16 protein-coding genes are annotated in these 15100 nt (G+C 56.2%); 9 read left to right on the top strand and 7 right to left on the bottom strand.

Going from position 1 to position 15100, the window contains the following annotated elements; translation table 11 throughout:
• Nucleotides 1-30: 30 nt before the first annotated feature.
• From O1V65_RS04415 to O1V65_RS04395, 5 genes are read left to right on the top strand one after another with little or no spacing between them, the layout of a single operon-like run.
• Nucleotides 31-729 carry an SDR family NAD(P)-dependent oxidoreductase gene (locus tag O1V65_RS04415; protein ID WP_017492662.1) on the top strand — a complete coding sequence of 233 codons (699 nt, stop codon included), beginning with the start codon at nucleotides 31-33 and terminating at the stop codon, nucleotides 727-729.
• The gene (locus O1V65_RS04410; protein WP_084912455.1) at nucleotides 729-1457 is read left to right on the top strand and encodes a biotin--[acetyl-CoA-carboxylase] ligase; all 729 of its coding nucleotides are present in this window, start codon (nucleotides 729-731) and stop codon (nucleotides 1455-1457) included. The genes O1V65_RS04415 and O1V65_RS04410 overlap by 1 nt, the downstream gene beginning before the upstream one ends.
• A gap of 55 nt (nucleotides 1458-1512) precedes the next feature.
• The gene (locus O1V65_RS04405) at nucleotides 1513-2187 is read left to right on the top strand and encodes an energy-coupling factor ABC transporter ATP-binding protein (protein WP_084912456.1); all 675 of its coding nucleotides are present in this window, start codon (nucleotides 1513-1515) and stop codon (nucleotides 2185-2187) included.
• Nucleotides 2184-2837, top strand: coding sequence for an energy-coupling factor transporter transmembrane component T family protein (locus O1V65_RS04400; RefSeq protein ID WP_192503859.1), 654 nt, complete (start codon nucleotides 2184-2186; stop codon nucleotides 2835-2837). Before O1V65_RS04405 ends, O1V65_RS04400 begins: the two co-directional genes overlap by 4 nt.
• Complete coding sequence (locus O1V65_RS04395) at nucleotides 2827-3372, top strand: biotin transporter BioY (RefSeq protein ID WP_017491869.1); 546 nt, start codon at nucleotides 2827-2829, stop codon at nucleotides 3370-3372. Before O1V65_RS04400 ends, O1V65_RS04395 begins: the two co-directional genes overlap by 11 nt.
• 89 nt (nucleotides 3373-3461) lie before the next feature.
• On the opposite strand, the gene O1V65_RS04390 is transcribed toward O1V65_RS04395, so the two are convergent.
• Nucleotides 3462-4451 carry a zinc-dependent alcohol dehydrogenase family protein gene (locus tag O1V65_RS04390; protein WP_192503861.1) on the bottom strand — a complete coding sequence of 330 codons (990 nt, stop codon included), beginning with the start codon at nucleotides 4449-4451 and terminating at the stop codon, nucleotides 3462-3464.
• A gap of 71 nt (nucleotides 4452-4522) precedes the next feature.
• On the opposite strand from O1V65_RS04390, the gene O1V65_RS04385 reads away from it, so the two are divergent.
• From O1V65_RS04385 to O1V65_RS04375, 3 genes are read left to right on the top strand one after another with little or no spacing between them, the layout of a single operon-like run.
• Nucleotides 4523-4957 carry an acyl-CoA thioesterase gene (locus O1V65_RS04385; protein WP_084912458.1) on the top strand — a complete coding sequence of 145 codons (435 nt, stop codon included), beginning with the start codon at nucleotides 4523-4525 and terminating at the stop codon, nucleotides 4955-4957.
• A 3-nt stretch (nucleotides 4958-4960) separates the two neighbouring features.
• The gene (locus O1V65_RS04380; RefSeq protein WP_227977993.1) at nucleotides 4961-6460 is read left to right on the top strand and encodes a class I adenylate-forming enzyme family protein; all 1500 of its coding nucleotides are present in this window, start codon (nucleotides 4961-4963) and stop codon (nucleotides 6458-6460) included.
• Complete coding sequence (locus tag O1V65_RS04375; RefSeq protein WP_269130216.1) at nucleotides 6447-7670, top strand: thiolase family protein; 1224 nt, start codon at nucleotides 6447-6449, stop codon at nucleotides 7668-7670. The genes O1V65_RS04380 and O1V65_RS04375 overlap by 14 nt, the downstream gene beginning before the upstream one ends.
• Here the strand turns inward: O1V65_RS04375 and O1V65_RS04370 are convergent.
• Both O1V65_RS04370 and O1V65_RS04365 read right to left on the bottom strand, forming a co-directional pair.
• Nucleotides 7667-8476, bottom strand: a complete 810-nt coding sequence (locus O1V65_RS04370) for an enoyl-CoA hydratase/isomerase family protein (protein WP_017491864.1) — start codon at nucleotides 8474-8476, stop codon at nucleotides 7667-7669. The genes O1V65_RS04375 and O1V65_RS04370 overlap by 4 nt on opposite strands.
• An 88-nt stretch (nucleotides 8477-8564) precedes the next feature.
• Nucleotides 8565-8984 (bottom strand): hypothetical protein, encoded by a 420-nt coding sequence (locus tag O1V65_RS04365; protein ID WP_269130214.1) that lies wholly within the window; start codon nucleotides 8982-8984, stop codon nucleotides 8565-8567.
• 87 nt (nucleotides 8985-9071) lie between these two features.
• Here O1V65_RS04365 and O1V65_RS04360 point away from each other — a divergent pair, with 87 nt between their 5' ends.
• A complete protein-coding gene (locus tag O1V65_RS04360; protein ID WP_084912460.1) occupies nucleotides 9072-9965 on the top strand; it encodes a LysR substrate-binding domain-containing protein in 894 nt (297 codons plus the stop codon).
• A gap of 5 nt (nucleotides 9966-9970) precedes the next feature.
• On the opposite strand, the gene O1V65_RS04355 is transcribed toward O1V65_RS04360, so the two are convergent.
• From O1V65_RS04355 to O1V65_RS04340, 4 genes are read right to left on the bottom strand one after another with little or no spacing between them, the layout of a single operon-like run.
• Nucleotides 9971-11653, bottom strand: a complete 1683-nt coding sequence (locus tag O1V65_RS04355; RefSeq protein WP_227956222.1) for a dipeptide ABC transporter ATP-binding protein — start codon at nucleotides 11651-11653, stop codon at nucleotides 9971-9973.
• Nucleotides 11643-13184, bottom strand: a complete 1542-nt coding sequence (locus O1V65_RS04350; protein ID WP_269130213.1) for a Sapep family Mn(2+)-dependent dipeptidase — start codon at nucleotides 13182-13184, stop codon at nucleotides 11643-11645. The genes O1V65_RS04355 and O1V65_RS04350 overlap by 11 nt, the downstream gene beginning before the upstream one ends.
• A gap of 27 nt (nucleotides 13185-13211) precedes the next feature.
• Nucleotides 13212-14105 (bottom strand): ABC transporter permease, encoded by an 894-nt coding sequence (locus tag O1V65_RS04345; protein WP_017491858.1) that lies wholly within the window; start codon nucleotides 14103-14105, stop codon nucleotides 13212-13214.
• Nucleotides 14102-15067: an ABC transporter permease gene (locus O1V65_RS04340; protein WP_017491857.1), complete on the bottom strand. Its 966-nt coding sequence runs from the start codon at nucleotides 15065-15067 to the stop codon at nucleotides 14102-14104. Before O1V65_RS04340 ends, O1V65_RS04345 begins: the two co-directional genes overlap by 4 nt.
• Nucleotides 15068-15100 lie beyond the last annotated feature (33 nt).

Below are 15100 nucleotides of genomic sequence, written 5' to 3'. Positions count from 1 at the left end.
TTTTCAATAAGTTAAATAAAAAGGGTTGTCGTGACGCAACAAGTAGCGCTGATTACAGGAGCGAGCCGAGGCATTGGTCGACAAATTGCTCACCATTTTGCCCAAAAAGGCTACAGCCTGATACTGCTGGCCCGTGACCAGAGCCTGCTCGGCCGCCTTAAGCAGACGCTGCCGCTCCAGCCAGAGCAACGGGTGAAAACGATAGCCGTCGATCTTTGCGATGCGCCGTCGGTTGCCAGCAAAGTTCAGGACGCACTGGCCGATTTTGCGCAGCTTGACCTGCTTGTGAACGCCGCCGGAATTTTCCGTCCCGGCTCGAGCGGCGCCACCCTCGGCGATTTCGCCGCCATGCTGGATGTTAACGTCACGGCCATCCACCATCTTTGCCAACTGTGCATTCCGGCGCTGGCCCTTTCCGAAGCGGGCCGCATATTTAGCCTCTCTTCGGTGAGCGGCGTTCAGGCCTTTGGCGGGATTGCCGGATACGCCGCCAGCAAGCACGCACTGGTCGGCTACAGCCTGTCTCTCAGCCGCGAGCTGGCCGCGCAGGGCATTAAGGTGACCGTGCTCTGTCCTGACGTCGTCGATACCGAGATGGCGCAAGGCTCGGGGTTGGAACCGCATCAAATGATTGAAACACAAGATATTTGCCGCGCTATCGAGTTCGTGATGTCCTTATCACCTGCCGCGATGGTTGAACAACTGACCATAGGTCGCATGAGAAGATAATGGAAATCACGTTTTATCAAGAAGTTGACAGCACTAACAGCGAGGCGAAACGCCTGGTTGACGGCGGCAAAGCCCCTGGATTCGCCGTAGTTGCAAAACGCCAGACCGCAGGCCGTGGCCGTTTCGACCGCGTGTGGCAAACGCCGACCGGCAATCTGGCGCTCACCTTTGCCATTCCCGCCCCGCCTTCACGTCCCGACCTGCCCACGCTGGCACTGATGACCGGTCTGGCGCTGCACAACGTGCTGCAACCGCTGCTCGGTGACCGTGCGCAGGTCAAGATAAAATGGCCAAATGATATGCTGGTCAACGGCCATAAAGTTTCCGGTACGCTAATTGAGCGGGTCGGCAAAGTGCTCTACATCGGCGTCGGCGTGAATCTGGTCAGCCGCCCTGAAAACGTGCCTTACGAAACCTTTTCGCTGGCCGAGGTGGTCAATATTACGGTCGAAGAACTGGCCGAGGCGGTAACAGCGCACTGGAGCGCAACGCTGGCGCAATGGCTGGAAACCGGCTTTGCTCCCCTGTGCGACGACTATAACGCCCACCTTTATGGGCGCGGAGAAAGCTTGCGTATCTCGCTCGACCGCGAGCGCGCCGAGTGGGCCGAAGGCACCTGTACCGGCGTGACGCCAGAAGGCCACATCTGCCTTGCAGACTCCGAAGGTCATGTCACCCGCTATAACGCGGGCGATATCGATATTATCCGCACCCTGCAATCGGTTTAAGCCACAGCGGCCCTCTCCCTTTGGCGACGGGCGACTAATCATGAGTAATCGGTAAATGTTGGAATTAAAACAAGTTTCTCACGCATTTGGCGAACGTCGGGTGCTGGAAAACATCACCCTGCAGCTCGACGAAAAGCGCATTGGCGTGGTAGGCAGCAACGGCTGCGGCAAAAGTACCTTTGCACGCCTGCTCAACGGATTACTGATCCCCCAGCACGGCGATGTCATCGTCGACGGACTGAACACTCGCGACAACGGTAAGGCGGTGCGCCGCAAGGTGGGGTTCGTGTTCCAGAACCCGGACAATCAAATCGTGTTTCCTATCGTTGAGGAAGATCTGGCGTTCGGCATGAAGAACCTCGGTCTGCCGAAAGACGTCATCCGCGAACGCATTGACGCAACGCTTGCACGCTATGATATGGAGTCTTTCCGTCAGCACCCGTCGCACTTGCTGAGCGGTGGCCAGAAACAGCTGATGGCCATCTCCGGCGTACTGGTCATGCAGCCCGACTATATCGTGTTTGACGAGCCGACCACGCTCCTCGACCTGCGTAATAAGAAACGTATCGCGCAGGCGATTAATGAAATGGACCAGAAAACTGTCGTTGTTTCTCACGACCTGGAATTCCTGCAGGACTTCGACCGGGTATTGGTGTTTGAAGGCGGTCAGGTGGTAATTGACGATATTCCGAGCGTGGCGTTACCGGCCTACGTCAGGATGATGTCATGACGGTCAGCGAATATATTCACGGGCACTCTTTTATTCACCGCACGCCGCCCGGACTGAAAATTTTAATTTTGGCCGTGCTCGGCACGCTGCTGTTCGTCTTCCCGAATATGATTTTTGCTGCCGCCTCGCTGGCTATTATCGTGATGCTTTATCCACTGGCCGGTATTTCCCCGAAGGTCATGCTGGCACAAATTAAGCCGATCCTGACCATTCTGGTGCTGTTATTTCTGGTGCAGCTATTTATGGTTAACTGGCAATCGGGCGTGCTGGTCATTGTTCGCCTGAGTGCCTTGATGCTGACCGCCTCGTTAATCACCTTAACCACCCGCAGCTCAGACATGATAGACGCGCTGGAAAAACGGCTGGCGTGGCTTTATTTCATCGGTATTAATCCGGCCAAAATAAGCCTTGCGCTGTCGCTCGCGCTGCGCTTTATTCCGGTGTTAGCTGCCATTACTCAGGAAGTCCGCGAGGCACAAAAGGCGCGCGGCCTGAATAACAGCGTTATTGCGGTGGCTATTCCGGTGATTGTCCGCACCTTGAAAATGGCGGATAGTATCGCCATGGCGCTCGAGGCCCGCGCCTACGACCCACAGTCACCGTATCGCGCCAAAAAATCATCCAAAAAAGAGACCTCTGATGTCGACTAAAGATATTGTTTATATTGCCCTGTTTGCGGCAATTACCGCTGCGATGGGATTATTTCCTGCTTTTACGCTGCCTATTATTGCCGTGCCGATTACCGCCCAGTCGATGGGGCCGATGCTGGCGGGCGCAATCGCCGGTGCAAAACGCGGTGCGCTGGCCATGGTGCTGTTTGACCTGCTGGTGATGGTCGGTCTGCCACTGCTGGCCGGTGGACGCGGCGGAGTGGGAATCTTCCTCGGCCCGAGCGGCGGTTTTATTTTGGCCTGGCCGATTGCCGCGCTGCTGATTGGTTATCTGTACGAGAAAAATATCCGTTCACTGTCGGTGGTTAAAGAGGCGGTGTTTATTACGCTGGGCGGCATTGTGATTATTTATTCAGCGGGGATTCCATGGATCTCGGCCTTCGCCAAAATAACCCTTAGTCAGGCGGCAATCGGCGCAATGGGCTTTATCCCCGGCGATATTATCAAGGTTATTCTGACCGTGCTTATCGTCAGGCCGGTAAGGAAGGCTTATCCTACGCTGGAATCTCGCTAATATTGCGCTCGAGTGAAACTGAGCAAATAATAAAAAAGCTGCGCAGACGCTGACGCAGCTTTTTTTATTTTCACTAGCCGGCGAGCGTATTACATCTCAATCAAGATCTTGCCTTTAAGCGTGCCTGAAAGTGCGGCGTCTATCGCATCGCTAATATTGCTCAGGCTAAACGCCGTGGCTATCTCAGTGTGGACTACGCCGTCGCGAATCAGGGCCATCACCTGATCAATTTTCCTCTGCACCACCGATTTCTCTTGGCTGTGCACCCACTGACGCAGGTGGAAGTTCATAAAGCGAATGTCGGGGCGTGTACGCCAGAAGGTTGGCGGAACCGGCTTACCCGAGAGCAGGCCGTAGTGAATAAACTGCCCGCCCGCGACCAGCGTATCGGCAAACATCAGGGATTCATCACCGCCGATGCAGTCAAAAATCGCCTCGACGCCGCCGCTGCGCTTGAGCCGTTCCAGCGCCTGCGGGAAGGCAGGATCGCTGGAGTTAAGCACATACTCCGTGCGGTATCCCGCAAAAATATCGAGATTTTCCTTCTTACGCACCACCGCAACCGGCGTCAGACCCCTCTGATTCGCCAAGCGGATAAGCATCTTACCGATAGCCGAATTGGCGGCGTTGATAAGCACCCGCTGGCCCGGCTTGAAGTCCAGCGCCTCGGTCAGCATCAGCAGTGCCGTCATCGGATTAACGTAGCTGTTCACCGCCTGACGATCGCTGACGAAATCGGGCAGCGTAAAGCACCACTCGGGCTTGGTATCCTTGAAGGTCTGCCAGTTGCCCATGCTGCCTATTGGCAACACCCGCTGGCCCACGGGCAGGTGGCTTCCTTGCGGTGCCTGCTCAATCACGCCAACCCCTTCAAAACCCGGCACAAAGGGGACCGAAATGCGTGAACGGTAGGCACCAGAAATAGTAATAATGTCGGAAGGATTAATGGTGGCGTAGACCATTCTGACCCGAGCATCGACTGCGGCAAGCGTCGGCAGCGCCGTGTTTTCAAGCTGAACCACGTCGCGGATTGGGCCGAACTCTCTGACTATTGCTCTGGTGAGGACTTTATCTTTCATGTAACATTTTCTTCAGAGAAAACCGTTTAACGGGTTGTAGTTGTAATGAATTGTTGCGATAGGTCGTGTAAATGAAGAGTCATAATGAGGTAGAGGCGTTTCGCGTGTCAATGCGAGATATAGATCTCAATGGTCATGTGCATAATTCAGTCTATTTAGACTATTTTGAAGACGCCGTGGTTAATCAATTGCGCGCCAATGAGATGATTAATTATTTTCGACCGGCCACCTCGGGCGTCTCTTATCATGTCAAGAAGTGCGAAGCGGTTTTCCTTTATCCTCTTACGGTTGACGACGTTATTCTCCCTGCGGTCTATATCGAGAAGTTAGGCAATAGCAGTTTAATCTTTAATATCAAATTAGAAATTAAAGATAAGAATGTTATTTGTGCTGAGGGCAAACTGATCTGGGTATGTGTCAATATTGACGATAATAAACCGCGCCCGATTCCCGACGACACCCGCAAGCTGTTGGCGACTCAATTCACCTTTATCGAGCCGGAGTAAGTCATGCCGGTTCACGACAAGGTAAAACAGCACGCCGAGCGTATGGGCGCGCAGACGGCGGTCAATATTGAAGGCAAGACGCTCAGCTGGAAACAGCTTTGGCTGCGTGCGCTAAGCTTCTACGCCGCCATGGTGAAGTCGCCAGCGCGCGGAAGTGCCTTTGCGCCGGGAAAAGTCATCGCCGTTGCGCTGGGTAATGACCTCGAATTTGCCCCCGCGTGGCTTGCCGCCACCGCTAATACGCACATTTGCGCGGTGATTGACCCGCAGCTGCCTCTCAGCCAGTTGGATGACGTCCTCGCCCGCCTCGCGCCAGACCTGCTGCTGGTTAAAGGCGCGCACGCTGCCTTAATCGAGGCCGCTCAGCGCATGAACATCAATGTGTTGCCGGTAGAGCAAGTCGCTGACGCCGAAGCCAGCGAGGCCGAGGCGCAGGCGTTTATCCGCCACGTCGATGCCGCAACGCCCTTTCTGATTAATTTCACCTCCGGTACCACCAGCACGCCGAAGGCCTTTATGCGTTCTCGTCGTTCGTGGCGAGTGAGCTTCCGTAACGGCTACGATATTTTTAATCTCTCCTCTGCGGCTTGCACGCTGTTTCCCGGCCCGCTGTTTCATGGCATCGGGCTTTACTGTCTGAACGAGGCGCTGGACGCAGGAGCGACCTTGTATTGCATGGAGAAGTGGGACGCCCATAGGGCACTTGCCCTGCTGGTTGAGCATCAGATTCAACGCCTGGTGCTGGTGCCGACGATGCTGACCGCCTTCTCGCGTATCGACGCGGCAGCGCTACCGTGCGTCACGCATCTGCTGAGCGCAGGTGCCAAGCTTGAGTTCAATCATTACCGGCAGGCGCGCGCCAAGTTTCCAAACGCCGGGATTCAAGAGTACTACGGCGCGTCAGAGTTAGGGTTTATCGCCGTCTCGTCACTCGACGATGACAACGTTGACTCGGCGCTGCCCACCGTTGGCCTGCCCTTCCCCGAGGTCAGCTGGTCAATTCGCGATGAGCAGGGCCAACCGCTCGGCAAAAATCAACCGGGTATTATTTACCTCGACAGCGAACAGGCGTGCATGGGGTATCTGTGGGGCGATGACGGCAAAGCTTTCAAGCAGCAGCCCTTTGGCTCGACCGTTCACGACCTGGGCTATATTAACGATCAAGGTCGACTGCACGTCATTGGGCGCAGCGGCGACATGATTGTCAGCGGCGGCAACAATATCTACCTTTCAGAGGTTGAGTCGGTGCTGAAGTCTCTGCCGGGGATCGTCGAGGTGGTGGTGCTGGCGGTTGACGACGCCTATCTCGGTAAAAAGATGGTTGCCTTTATCGAAACTGAAAAGATCGATATCGCCACGCTGCCGACGCTGTGCCTCACGCAGTTGGCGAAATACAAAATTCCTGCCCAGTTCTGCAAGGTGAGCCACTGGCCATTAACGCCCAGCGGTAAAATTCGACGCAGCGTACTCGAGGAAAGGTTCATTAACCATGAAATCAACTGACATTTCACTCAATTACCAGCCCGTCAGCGACTGCGAACCGGTTGTCGTCGAAGCCTGCCGCACGCCGATTGGCAAAGCCTACGGCATCTTCGCCACGCTGAGCATGGAAACGCTGCTGGCCCCGCTGTTCCATAAGATTCTTGACCAGCAGAAGATCCAGCCCGCCGACGTCGACGAAGTCATTCTCGGCAATGCGACCGGCGGTGGCGGCAACATTGCACGCCTCGCGGCACTGCACGCCGGACTGCCGGATTCAGTTCCCGCCGTCACCCTTGACAGGCAGTGTGGCTCGGGCTTAGAAGCGGTGATCCACGCCTGCCGCCTGGTGCAGGCCGGGGCCGGGGAATGTTATCTGGCGGGCGGCGTTGAGAGCGTCAGCACGGCGCCATGGCGGGTAGAGAAACCGCAGACTCTGAAACAAATGCCGCGCTTCTATGCCCGGGCACGCTTCTCGCCCGACGAAATCGGTGACCCGGACATGGGGATCGCCGCCGAAAACGTGGCACAGAAATGCGGCATCAGTCGTCAACGGCAGGACAGCTTTGCCCTGCGTAGCCACCAGCGTGCGGTATCCGCCGCGCAAAACGGTCTGTTTGCCGATGAAATTGTTGCGGTTGAGGTTGGCGGAGAAACGCGGCGAGAAGACGAATGCCCGCGCCCTAACGCCTCGATGGCCGGGTTGGAGAAGCTGTCGCCGGTGTTTGTGGCTAATGGCAGCGTGACGGCGGGCAACTGCTGTCCGCTGAACGACGGGGCGTCGCTGCTGCTGGTCATGAGCCGTAAAAAGGCCAGAGAATGGGGTTTTACGCGCGGGCTGATGTTTGTCGATGCTTGTAGCGCAGGCGTCTCGCCAAACTATCTCGGGCTGGGTCCGGTGCCCTCAACGCAGAAACTGCTGGCGCGCCAGCCTGCACTGACGCTGGACGACGTCAGCATCATTGAATTCAACGAAGCCTTTGCGGCGCAGGTACTGGGGTCAATCGATGCACTCGGCATTGATGAACAGCGCATCAATCTTCAGGGCGGTGCGATTGCGCTCGGGCATCCCTACGGCGCATCGGGCGGGGTAATGGTAACGCGACTCTTCAGCCAGCTCATCCGCCAGAAAAGCCACGATGAAACACTCGCGCATCCACAGTTTGCGATGGCCATGCTGGGCATCGCCGGTGGGCTCGGACTGACGGCACTGTTTAAGACCACAGTGCTTTAAACGCCCTTCCAGCGCGGTTCGCGCTTTTCTTTAAACGCCTGCGTGCTTTCGGCAAAGTCTTGGCTTTGCCGAATCTGCGCCAGCTCCCGCTGAATATGTTCCTCGAGCGTGGCGGGATCGCCGTGAAGGCGGTGTTCTATCAGCGCATTACAGGCCTGCACCGCCAGCGGCGCGTTGCGGGTGACCTGCAAAGCCAGCTCCAGCGCCGTGTCGATCAGCTTTTCTCTTTCTGCCAGTCGATTAATCAACCCAAGACTCAATGCCCGCGACGCGTCCAGCGCGCTCCCGGCCAGAATCATCTCTTTAACGACTGCCGCCGGTAGCAGGGTGGCGAGTTGGCTAATTCCTCCGCCAATCGGCAACAGGCTGTGCCGTGTCTCGGGCAGCGCCAGACTGACGTGCTGCTCGGCAACCAGTAAATCGCAGTGCAGCGCCAACTCCAGACCGCCCCCGAAGGCGTGGCCGTTGAGCGCGGCAATCCACACCTTTCGTCTTGGCATAAACTGCAATGGACTGTAGCCACCGTGGGCGTTCAGCAGCCCCTTGCCGTCATCGATAAACGCCTCTTTCAGATCTGCCCCGGCACAAAAAATTTTCTCGCCCGCCCCGGTCAGGATCACCACTTGGATCTCTTGCGATTTTTCGACCCGCGCGACAATCTGCCCCAGTTCATCGACCATCTGTGCATTATAGGCGTTGTGCGCCTCGGGACGGTTAAGCGTCACCAGCGCAACCTGTTCACTCAACTGTTGGCAGGCCAGAGTAATAAAAGATTCGCGCTGAAAGAGAGGGCTAGCGTGGCGCATAAATATCCTGAGAAAAGGTTTAAACATGGCGTGGATGCGCTAAATAGTACCTGCCTCTCATGCCCCCTGCCAGCCGTAATTCTGCGCATCAGAAACAGTAATAGGTCAGCGCCAGCAGAATGAGCGCCACGCCCGCTCCCACCGACCCCAGCGCCTCAAGCCAGCAGGCGGCCGCGAGGCGGGTCTGGGCCCGTAATGTTTTGTTGAGCCACGGACGTGAACTGATTTTCTCGTTAATCCAAAGCGCAATCAACAGCACGGTCGCCACACCGTTGCTGGCATAAGTCAGCGGAGACGCCAGCCCGTTGTGCGCCCAGCTTGCCCAGGCAAACAGCAAGCCGGCAATCCCCAGCGTCGCAAATACCAGCGATAACGCCCCCAACAGCGTTTCTCTTAACGTTTCCGTCGCCTTCCGCTCGCGGTGCGGTGTCATTTCTCTCTGTAGACGTAGCATCATCCTGCCCTGCCCCTGATTTGATTTACCGATAGCGGGATAAACAAAATTCATCCTCGCGCCATTGTAAAACCAGATTACATCGCTTAGCTTGGGGCAATCAAAGTCATAGATTTCAGCCATGGATGAAAATAACTCATCATGAAAGATAAACGCCTGCCGCCGTTGGGCTCGCTCAAGGCCTTCGATGCCGTAGCGCGTCTCGGCAGCTTCAAGCGCGCCGCTGATGAGATAGGCGTAACGCCCACCGCCATCAGCCATCAGATTCGGGTGCTCGAAGAGTCGCTGGAGACGGCGGTGCTGTTACGCAGCGCGCGCGAAGTCACGCTCACGTCTGCGGGCACGCGACTTCAGCAGGCCACACAGCGGGCTTTTGCCAGCCTGCAGGATGCAGTCAACGACATCTACCGTAGCCAGCTGCCCCCGGCACTGACGCTGACGACCACCTCAAACTTTCTCACGCATTGGCTGGTGCCGCGCCTGGCCCATTTACGCGCCAGCGTTCCTGCGCTCGACCTGCGGCTGCACACCAGCGTCGAACTGGTCGATTTAAGCAAAAATACCGTCGATGTGGCGATCCGCTACAGCATGGAGGCCGACGACCAGCTGGAGTCGACGCTGCTGCATGAAGACACCTTTGTGTTGGTCGCCAGCCCGTCTCTGGGCATCACGCGGCTGGAACAGCTCAACCAGGTGACGCTGTTTCACGTCGAGAACCGGCATATTCCGCTGCCGTCGCCAGACTGGCCGCAGTGGCGCGACCGCTATGGCCCAGCGTCTCTGAATATTGATGCGGGACTTAGCTTTACCGATGAAACCCACGCCATTCAGGCCGCCATCGCCGGACAGGGCGTCGCAATCGTCAGCAGTCTGCTGGCGAAAGATTTCATTGAGAAAAATATTCTCACCGTGCCGTTCGACCACGCGCTAGCGGGAGGAAAATACTATTTCGTCACTACACGCGAGAAAGCCGCTCGAGAAGACATCTGCGCATTAAAAGGTTGGATGCAGGCGCAGTTAAGCGCTGCAAACTGATCGCGTCACGCCCCGTTGGCGGCAGCCTCAGGGGTTGGAAAAAGCCAGGGGGCACGGGCACGTCGCTTGTTCTCCTGATGCTGCGGATTCGCGAGCGGCACGCTGTCAACAAGCGCCTGGGTATACTCGCTCTGGGGCCGTAAAAACAGATCCCCGACTCGCCCCTGCTCCACGATACGACCTTTCTTCAAGACCACCGCCGAGTGACACAGGCTGCGCACCACGGCCAAGTCGTGACTGATGAACAGACACGCAAACTGATACTCCTGCTGAAGGTCGCGCAGCAGGTTAAGAATACTTTTCTGAATCGAGACATCCAGCGCGGAGGTTGGCTCGTCGGCAATCAGCAGCTCGGGATTAAGCGCAATCGCCCGTGCGATGGCAATACGCTGACACTGGCCGCCCGAGAGCTCATAAGGGTATCTCGCAGACCACGTCGCAGGCAGCCCGACCTGATCGATGAGAGAATTTACCCGCGCATCAATATCCCGTCGAGTGAGCGCCGAATGAGTCAATAAAGGCTCGGCAATCGACTGACCCAGGGTCATACGCGGATTTAAAGAGCTAAAAGGGTTTTGGAAGATAGCGCCAATTTTGGCTTTGATACGCTGCCGCTCTGTGCGCCCTTTGCCATCGATGGGCTTTCCTGCCAGCGTAATTCGCCCCGCGTCCGCTGGCACAATCCCTAAAAGGGCTTTGCCAAGGGTTGTTTTTCCGCAACCCGACTCGCCGAGTAACCCGAGAAACTCGCCTTTAGCTATCTCAAAGGAAACGCCCTCGACCACGCGATTTTTTTTACCGAAGCCGGCCGCATAGCTAATGCTTAAATCCTCAACCTGCAGGCCTTGGGCAAAAGTATTCTCGTTAAAACGGGTGGCGATAACTTCATGATCAACCGGCGCGGGGATCGCCGCCAACAGATGACGGGTATAGCTATTCCGAGGAGCGGAAAATAGCGTCTGCGCCGGACTCTGTTCAACAATTTTCCCCTGCCGCATCACAATGACTCGCTGCGCGATATCGGCGACGACGCCCATATCGTGCGTTATCAGTAAAATCGCCATTCTATATTGCTGATTGAGCCTGAATAATAAATCCAGTATCTCCTGCTGGGTCGTGACATCCAGCGCGGTGGTCGGCTCGTCGGCGATCAACAGCGTTGGACGACCGGCCAGCGCCATCGCAATCATGATGCGCTGTATCTGTCCGCCGGAAAACTGATGCGGAAAACGGCTTAACCCTTTCTCCGCCTCGGGGATCCCAACCTGCGAAAGCAGCTCGATCGCGCGCGCTTTTCGCTGCCGCGCGTTGAGGCAAGGTTCACCCAGCACAATGGACTCGTCGAGCTGCCTGCCGATGGAAAATACCGGATCCAGCGCGGACGTCGGGTCCTGAAAGATCATCGCCACTTCCCGCCCACGGAGGGCCGAAAGTTGCCAACGAGGCAACTTCAGCAGATCTTTGCTCTGAAACACTATCCTGCCCGACAGCTCAGCGTTGGCCGGCAGCAGGCCAGGAATGGCCTGCGCAATCGCCGATTTCCCCGCACCTGATTCGCCGATAATCGCGGCAATTTCTCCCTGATATAGGCAAAAGGTCACCTCTTGGACCGCCGCCACGTCACCGTCGTGGCCGCGATACTTTACGGACAAATTCTCGATGCTCAGCAGCGGAAGACTATCGGTCATTATCGACGAGCCCCTGCTTGAGCCACTGGTCAAAACGCGGCACCGTCAGCGCATAAACCTTGAAGGCCCGTTTGAGATTTTCCAACGAAACAAACTCGTCCGGACCGTGCGGTGAACCGTGCCCGTCAGGGATAAAGTCAGGGCGCGTCGTCACGCTTTCTCCCCTAAAGGTCAGCGCAGGATTACGCCCAAAACCAGGTCCAAAGGTAATCGAGTTCGGCAGCACGCGGGCGTGGGTCGCTCCGCCCATGGTAAACGGCTGGGTTTTCGTTTCTGCAATTTCATCAAAGGTGGTCTGTAGCCGTTTGACCAGCGGGCTGTTTTTATCAATATGCGTCGGTGCATCATCACGCAGGACGGTCAAATTACCGTTCAACGGGTCAATGGCGCGATGCAATGCCGTAAACAGCTCCGTTTTGTCGGTCGAGAGCGGGTAACGAATGTCCAGATAGAGGTCAACGCCCTGTCCGCTTGGAATAGCCAGTCCGCCGTTCAAGGTCAGTTTACCGGTTTCCGCGTCCTCGAAGGCGATACCTGCGCTCTTGCCCCACGGGTCGGCCAGCAGTTGGCTAATCGCCTGTGCGGCGCGAAAATCCGCATCAGACAACAGTTCACTGGCCACCAGCGCATCAAGCAAAATCGGGATGGCGTTCTGCGTGTTCTCCGGGAAAGCGGCGTGGCCCGACTTGCCGTGGGACACCAGCAGCACCTCTCCGGCATCTTCAGTAACCGTAATATTGTCGCTCAGTGAAGCGCTTATCTGACCGAGGGCCTGAGTGACCTCGGCCAGTTTTCGGCCCTTCAGGCGCAGCGTCGCGCTCGATGGCACGGCGTTTTCCGCTACTCCCGCCGTCAGCTGGCTCAACAGCGGTCCGGTAGGAACGTGTAGAATCAGATTCAGGCCGCCTTTCTGCGCATAGTTAACCGGAAAACCGCCGTCTGTGATGATGGAATAGCGCGGTACTGGCCCGTTTTTAGCGAAGTATTTAAGGTCATTCATACCGATTTCTTCGGCACCGCCATAGATGATGCGCAGCTTGTGATGCAGTGAAACGTCCAGGTCGCGGAACGCGCGCAGCAGGTAAAGGTCGAGCAAAGCGGGACCTTTGTTGTCAGAAGAGCCACGGCCAAGCACGAATCCGTCCCGTTCGAAAGGCTCAAACGGCGGGAAGGACCAGTGGTCACCCGCAGGCACCACGTCCAGATGCGAGACAAGCCCCAGTTCCTGTGCGTTTTCGCGGTCGTCAGACAGCACCGAAATAGCATAACCTTCATGGCTTTCAGTCTTAAAACCCAGGGCTTTTGCCCGCGCCTTGACGTGTTCAAAAACGCGGTCAACCTCATTGCCAAAAGGCTTGCCGTCCTGCGCCAATTTTTCATCGGCAATGCTTGGGAAAGAAACCCATTCAAGCAGGTCCTGGATAAATTCGTTTCGATGCTCGTCAAACCAGCGGTCAATTTTTTCTAAAAACTGCGCTTCTTCTGCGGAAACCTTGCCGGTAAAGCTATTTTCTTCAATAGGCTGCGTCATGCGATACTCCTTTAGAAATAGCGTTAGCTAGTGGGTATAAATATCTTTCACGGGTATTGCCGGTCGGGGATTTAATACTCTCGATAGCCCCTCACCGATAAAGTTAATGGCCAGCACCATCAGAACAATCGTGAGACCGGGCGGGATCCACAGCCACCACTCATAGTCGATCACTCGGATGCTCTGCGCGGCAGCGAGCATATTTCCCCAGGACGGCTGCGGCTGTTTCACGCCGAGGCCGATAAAACTCAGCGCCGCCTCGGAAAGAATCGCGTTGGCGACCGCGAGCGTTAAATTCACAATCAGTGGCGCATAGGCGTTTCTCAGCAGATGCCTGAAAACGATAGTGATTCCGCCGACTCCCATCGCCCTGGCGGCCTGCACATAACCACTTTCGCGCAGTGAAAGCAGCTCGGCACGCACTAGACGGGCGATGCCGGTCCAGTGCAGCACGCCGATAATCAGGATAACGTTCCAGGAACTCGCCCCAAGAATGGCGGCCAAGGTGATTGCCAACGCGTAGAACGGAAAACACATGATGATATCGGTGACGCGCATGACGAGTGTGTCGGCGAGGCCCCGTTTGTACCCAGCAATACAGCCGAGTGAGACGCCAATCACCGCCTGAAAGAACACCGCCGCCAGTGCGACCAAAATTGAGACTCGACCGCCGTAAAGCAGGCGGGAAAATACGTCGCGGCCAATTTCATCGGTACCCAACAGATGGTCGGCATCCGGCGGAGCCTCGATGGCGTAAAGGTCCATATCATCGGGACTGTGCGCCGTCAGCCAAGGGGCCAACAGCGCCAACGCCGTGAGCGCCAGCAGAAGGATAAGCCCGACCAGAAAATAGCGGTCGGCAAGCAGCGGACTGAAAATAATGCGCCGCGCGCGGCCGAAAGGTTTGAGTTCCTGCATCATGGTGTCAGCCTCACGCGCGGGTCGACCACGGCATAAAGAATATCGGCCACAATATTGATAACCAGCGTAATCACCGCAAGAAACAACACGATGCCCATCAGTAACGGATAATCGCGTGACTGAATAGCGTCAAAGCTCAAACGCCCTATTCCTGGCCAGTTGAAGATAATTTCGGTCAACAGCGTGGCAGAGAGCAGCGCCGGGATCTCCATGCCAATCACCGTAATCAGCGGTTTTGAGGCATTCTTTAACAGGTGCGGATAAATCACCGCACGCCTTTTCAGGCCCTTGGCAAACAGCGCCTTAATAAAATTCTGATTAATCAGATGGCTGATATCGGAACGCAAATAGCGGCTGAAAATCGCGATATTGCCGATAGCCAGCGTGACGGCCGGGAGAAAGAGGTGTCGTGCGACATCATAGAGATACGCTGCGCCGTGGTCATGGGTGCCCAGCGTTGAAACCCCGGAAACCGGGAACCAGCGCAGGTTGATGGCGAATATTTTCACCAGCAGTATCGCAATAAAAAACACCGGGATAGATATCGCCACGAACGAGAACAGCGAGGCCATAATATCCGGCAAACTTCCGCGACGAAGGCCGAGAAAAATTCCCGCAGGCAGCGCAATCAGCAGCGTAATAAGCAGCGAACTTCCCGCCAGCAAGAGCGTATTAACGATGCGTTCATCGATTAACGTCAACACCGGAGCACCGCTCTGCAACGAATAGCCAAAATCGCCAAACACCGCGCGTGAAGCCCAGCGCAGATACTGTAACCACAGCGGGTCAAGATAACCCGCCTGCCTCAGCATCTCCTGCTTTTGCTCCGGGGTGGTCTCTGGGGAAATCATACCGACCAGCGGATCACCGGGCTGGAGTTTTATCAGAAAAAACACCACCAGCGAGATGCCAATCAGTACCGGTATCGATATCACAACGCGGCGCAAAATATAGCTGAACATTATCAATCCTGATTCACGTCAATGGCCAATGGC

Origin of the sequence: Rouxiella badensis (assembly GCF_026967515.2) — a bacterium.
Lineage (GTDB): Bacteria > Pseudomonadota > Gammaproteobacteria > Enterobacterales > Enterobacteriaceae > Rouxiella > Rouxiella badensis.
The sequence above is the reverse complement of the archived record's forward strand: the minus strand, read 5'-3'. Positions and strand labels throughout refer to the sequence as shown.

Excerpts from the sequence above, each read along its gene's own strand:
- O1V65_RS04410 (WP_084912455.1), top strand. The coding sequence starts at position 729 with ATGGAAATCACGTTTTATCAAGAAGTTGACAGCACTAACAGCGAGGCG.
- O1V65_RS04405 (WP_084912456.1), top strand. The coding sequence starts at position 1,513 with ATGTTGGAATTAAAACAAGTTTCTCACGCATTTGGCGAACGTCGGGTG.
- O1V65_RS04400 (WP_192503859.1), top strand. The coding sequence starts at position 2,184 with ATGACGGTCAGCGAATATATTCACGGGCACTCTTTTATTCACCGCACG.
- O1V65_RS04395 (WP_017491869.1), top strand. The coding sequence starts at position 2,827 with ATGTCGACTAAAGATATTGTTTATATTGCCCTGTTTGCGGCAATTACC.
- O1V65_RS04390 (WP_192503861.1), bottom strand. The coding sequence starts at position 4,451 with ATGAAAGATAAAGTCCTCACCAGAGCAATAGTCAGAGAGTTCGGCCCA.
- O1V65_RS04385 (WP_084912458.1), top strand. The coding sequence starts at position 4,523 with ATGAAGAGTCATAATGAGGTAGAGGCGTTTCGCGTGTCAATGCGAGAT.
- O1V65_RS04380 (WP_227977993.1), top strand. The coding sequence starts at position 4,961 with ATGCCGGTTCACGACAAGGTAAAACAGCACGCCGAGCGTATGGGCGCG.
- O1V65_RS04375 (WP_269130216.1), top strand. The coding sequence starts at position 6,447 with ATGAAATCAACTGACATTTCACTCAATTACCAGCCCGTCAGCGACTGC.
- O1V65_RS04370 (WP_017491864.1), bottom strand. The coding sequence starts at position 8,476 with ATGCGCCACGCTAGCCCTCTCTTTCAGCGCGAATCTTTTATTACTCTG.
- O1V65_RS04365 (WP_269130214.1), bottom strand. The coding sequence starts at position 8,984 with ATGAATTTTGTTTATCCCGCTATCGGTAAATCAAATCAGGGGCAGGGC.
- O1V65_RS04360 (WP_084912460.1), top strand. The coding sequence starts at position 9,072 with ATGAAAGATAAACGCCTGCCGCCGTTGGGCTCGCTCAAGGCCTTCGAT.
- O1V65_RS04355 (WP_227956222.1), bottom strand. The coding sequence starts at position 11,653 with ATGACCGATAGTCTTCCGCTGCTGAGCATCGAGAATTTGTCCGTAAAG.
- O1V65_RS04350 (WP_269130213.1), bottom strand. The coding sequence starts at position 13,184 with ATGACGCAGCCTATTGAAGAAAATAGCTTTACCGGCAAGGTTTCCGCA.
- O1V65_RS04345 (WP_017491858.1), bottom strand. The coding sequence starts at position 14,105 with ATGATGCAGGAACTCAAACCTTTCGGCCGCGCGCGGCGCATTATTTTC.
- O1V65_RS04340 (WP_017491857.1), bottom strand. The coding sequence starts at position 15,067 with ATGTTCAGCTATATTTTGCGCCGCGTTGTGATATCGATACCGGTACTG.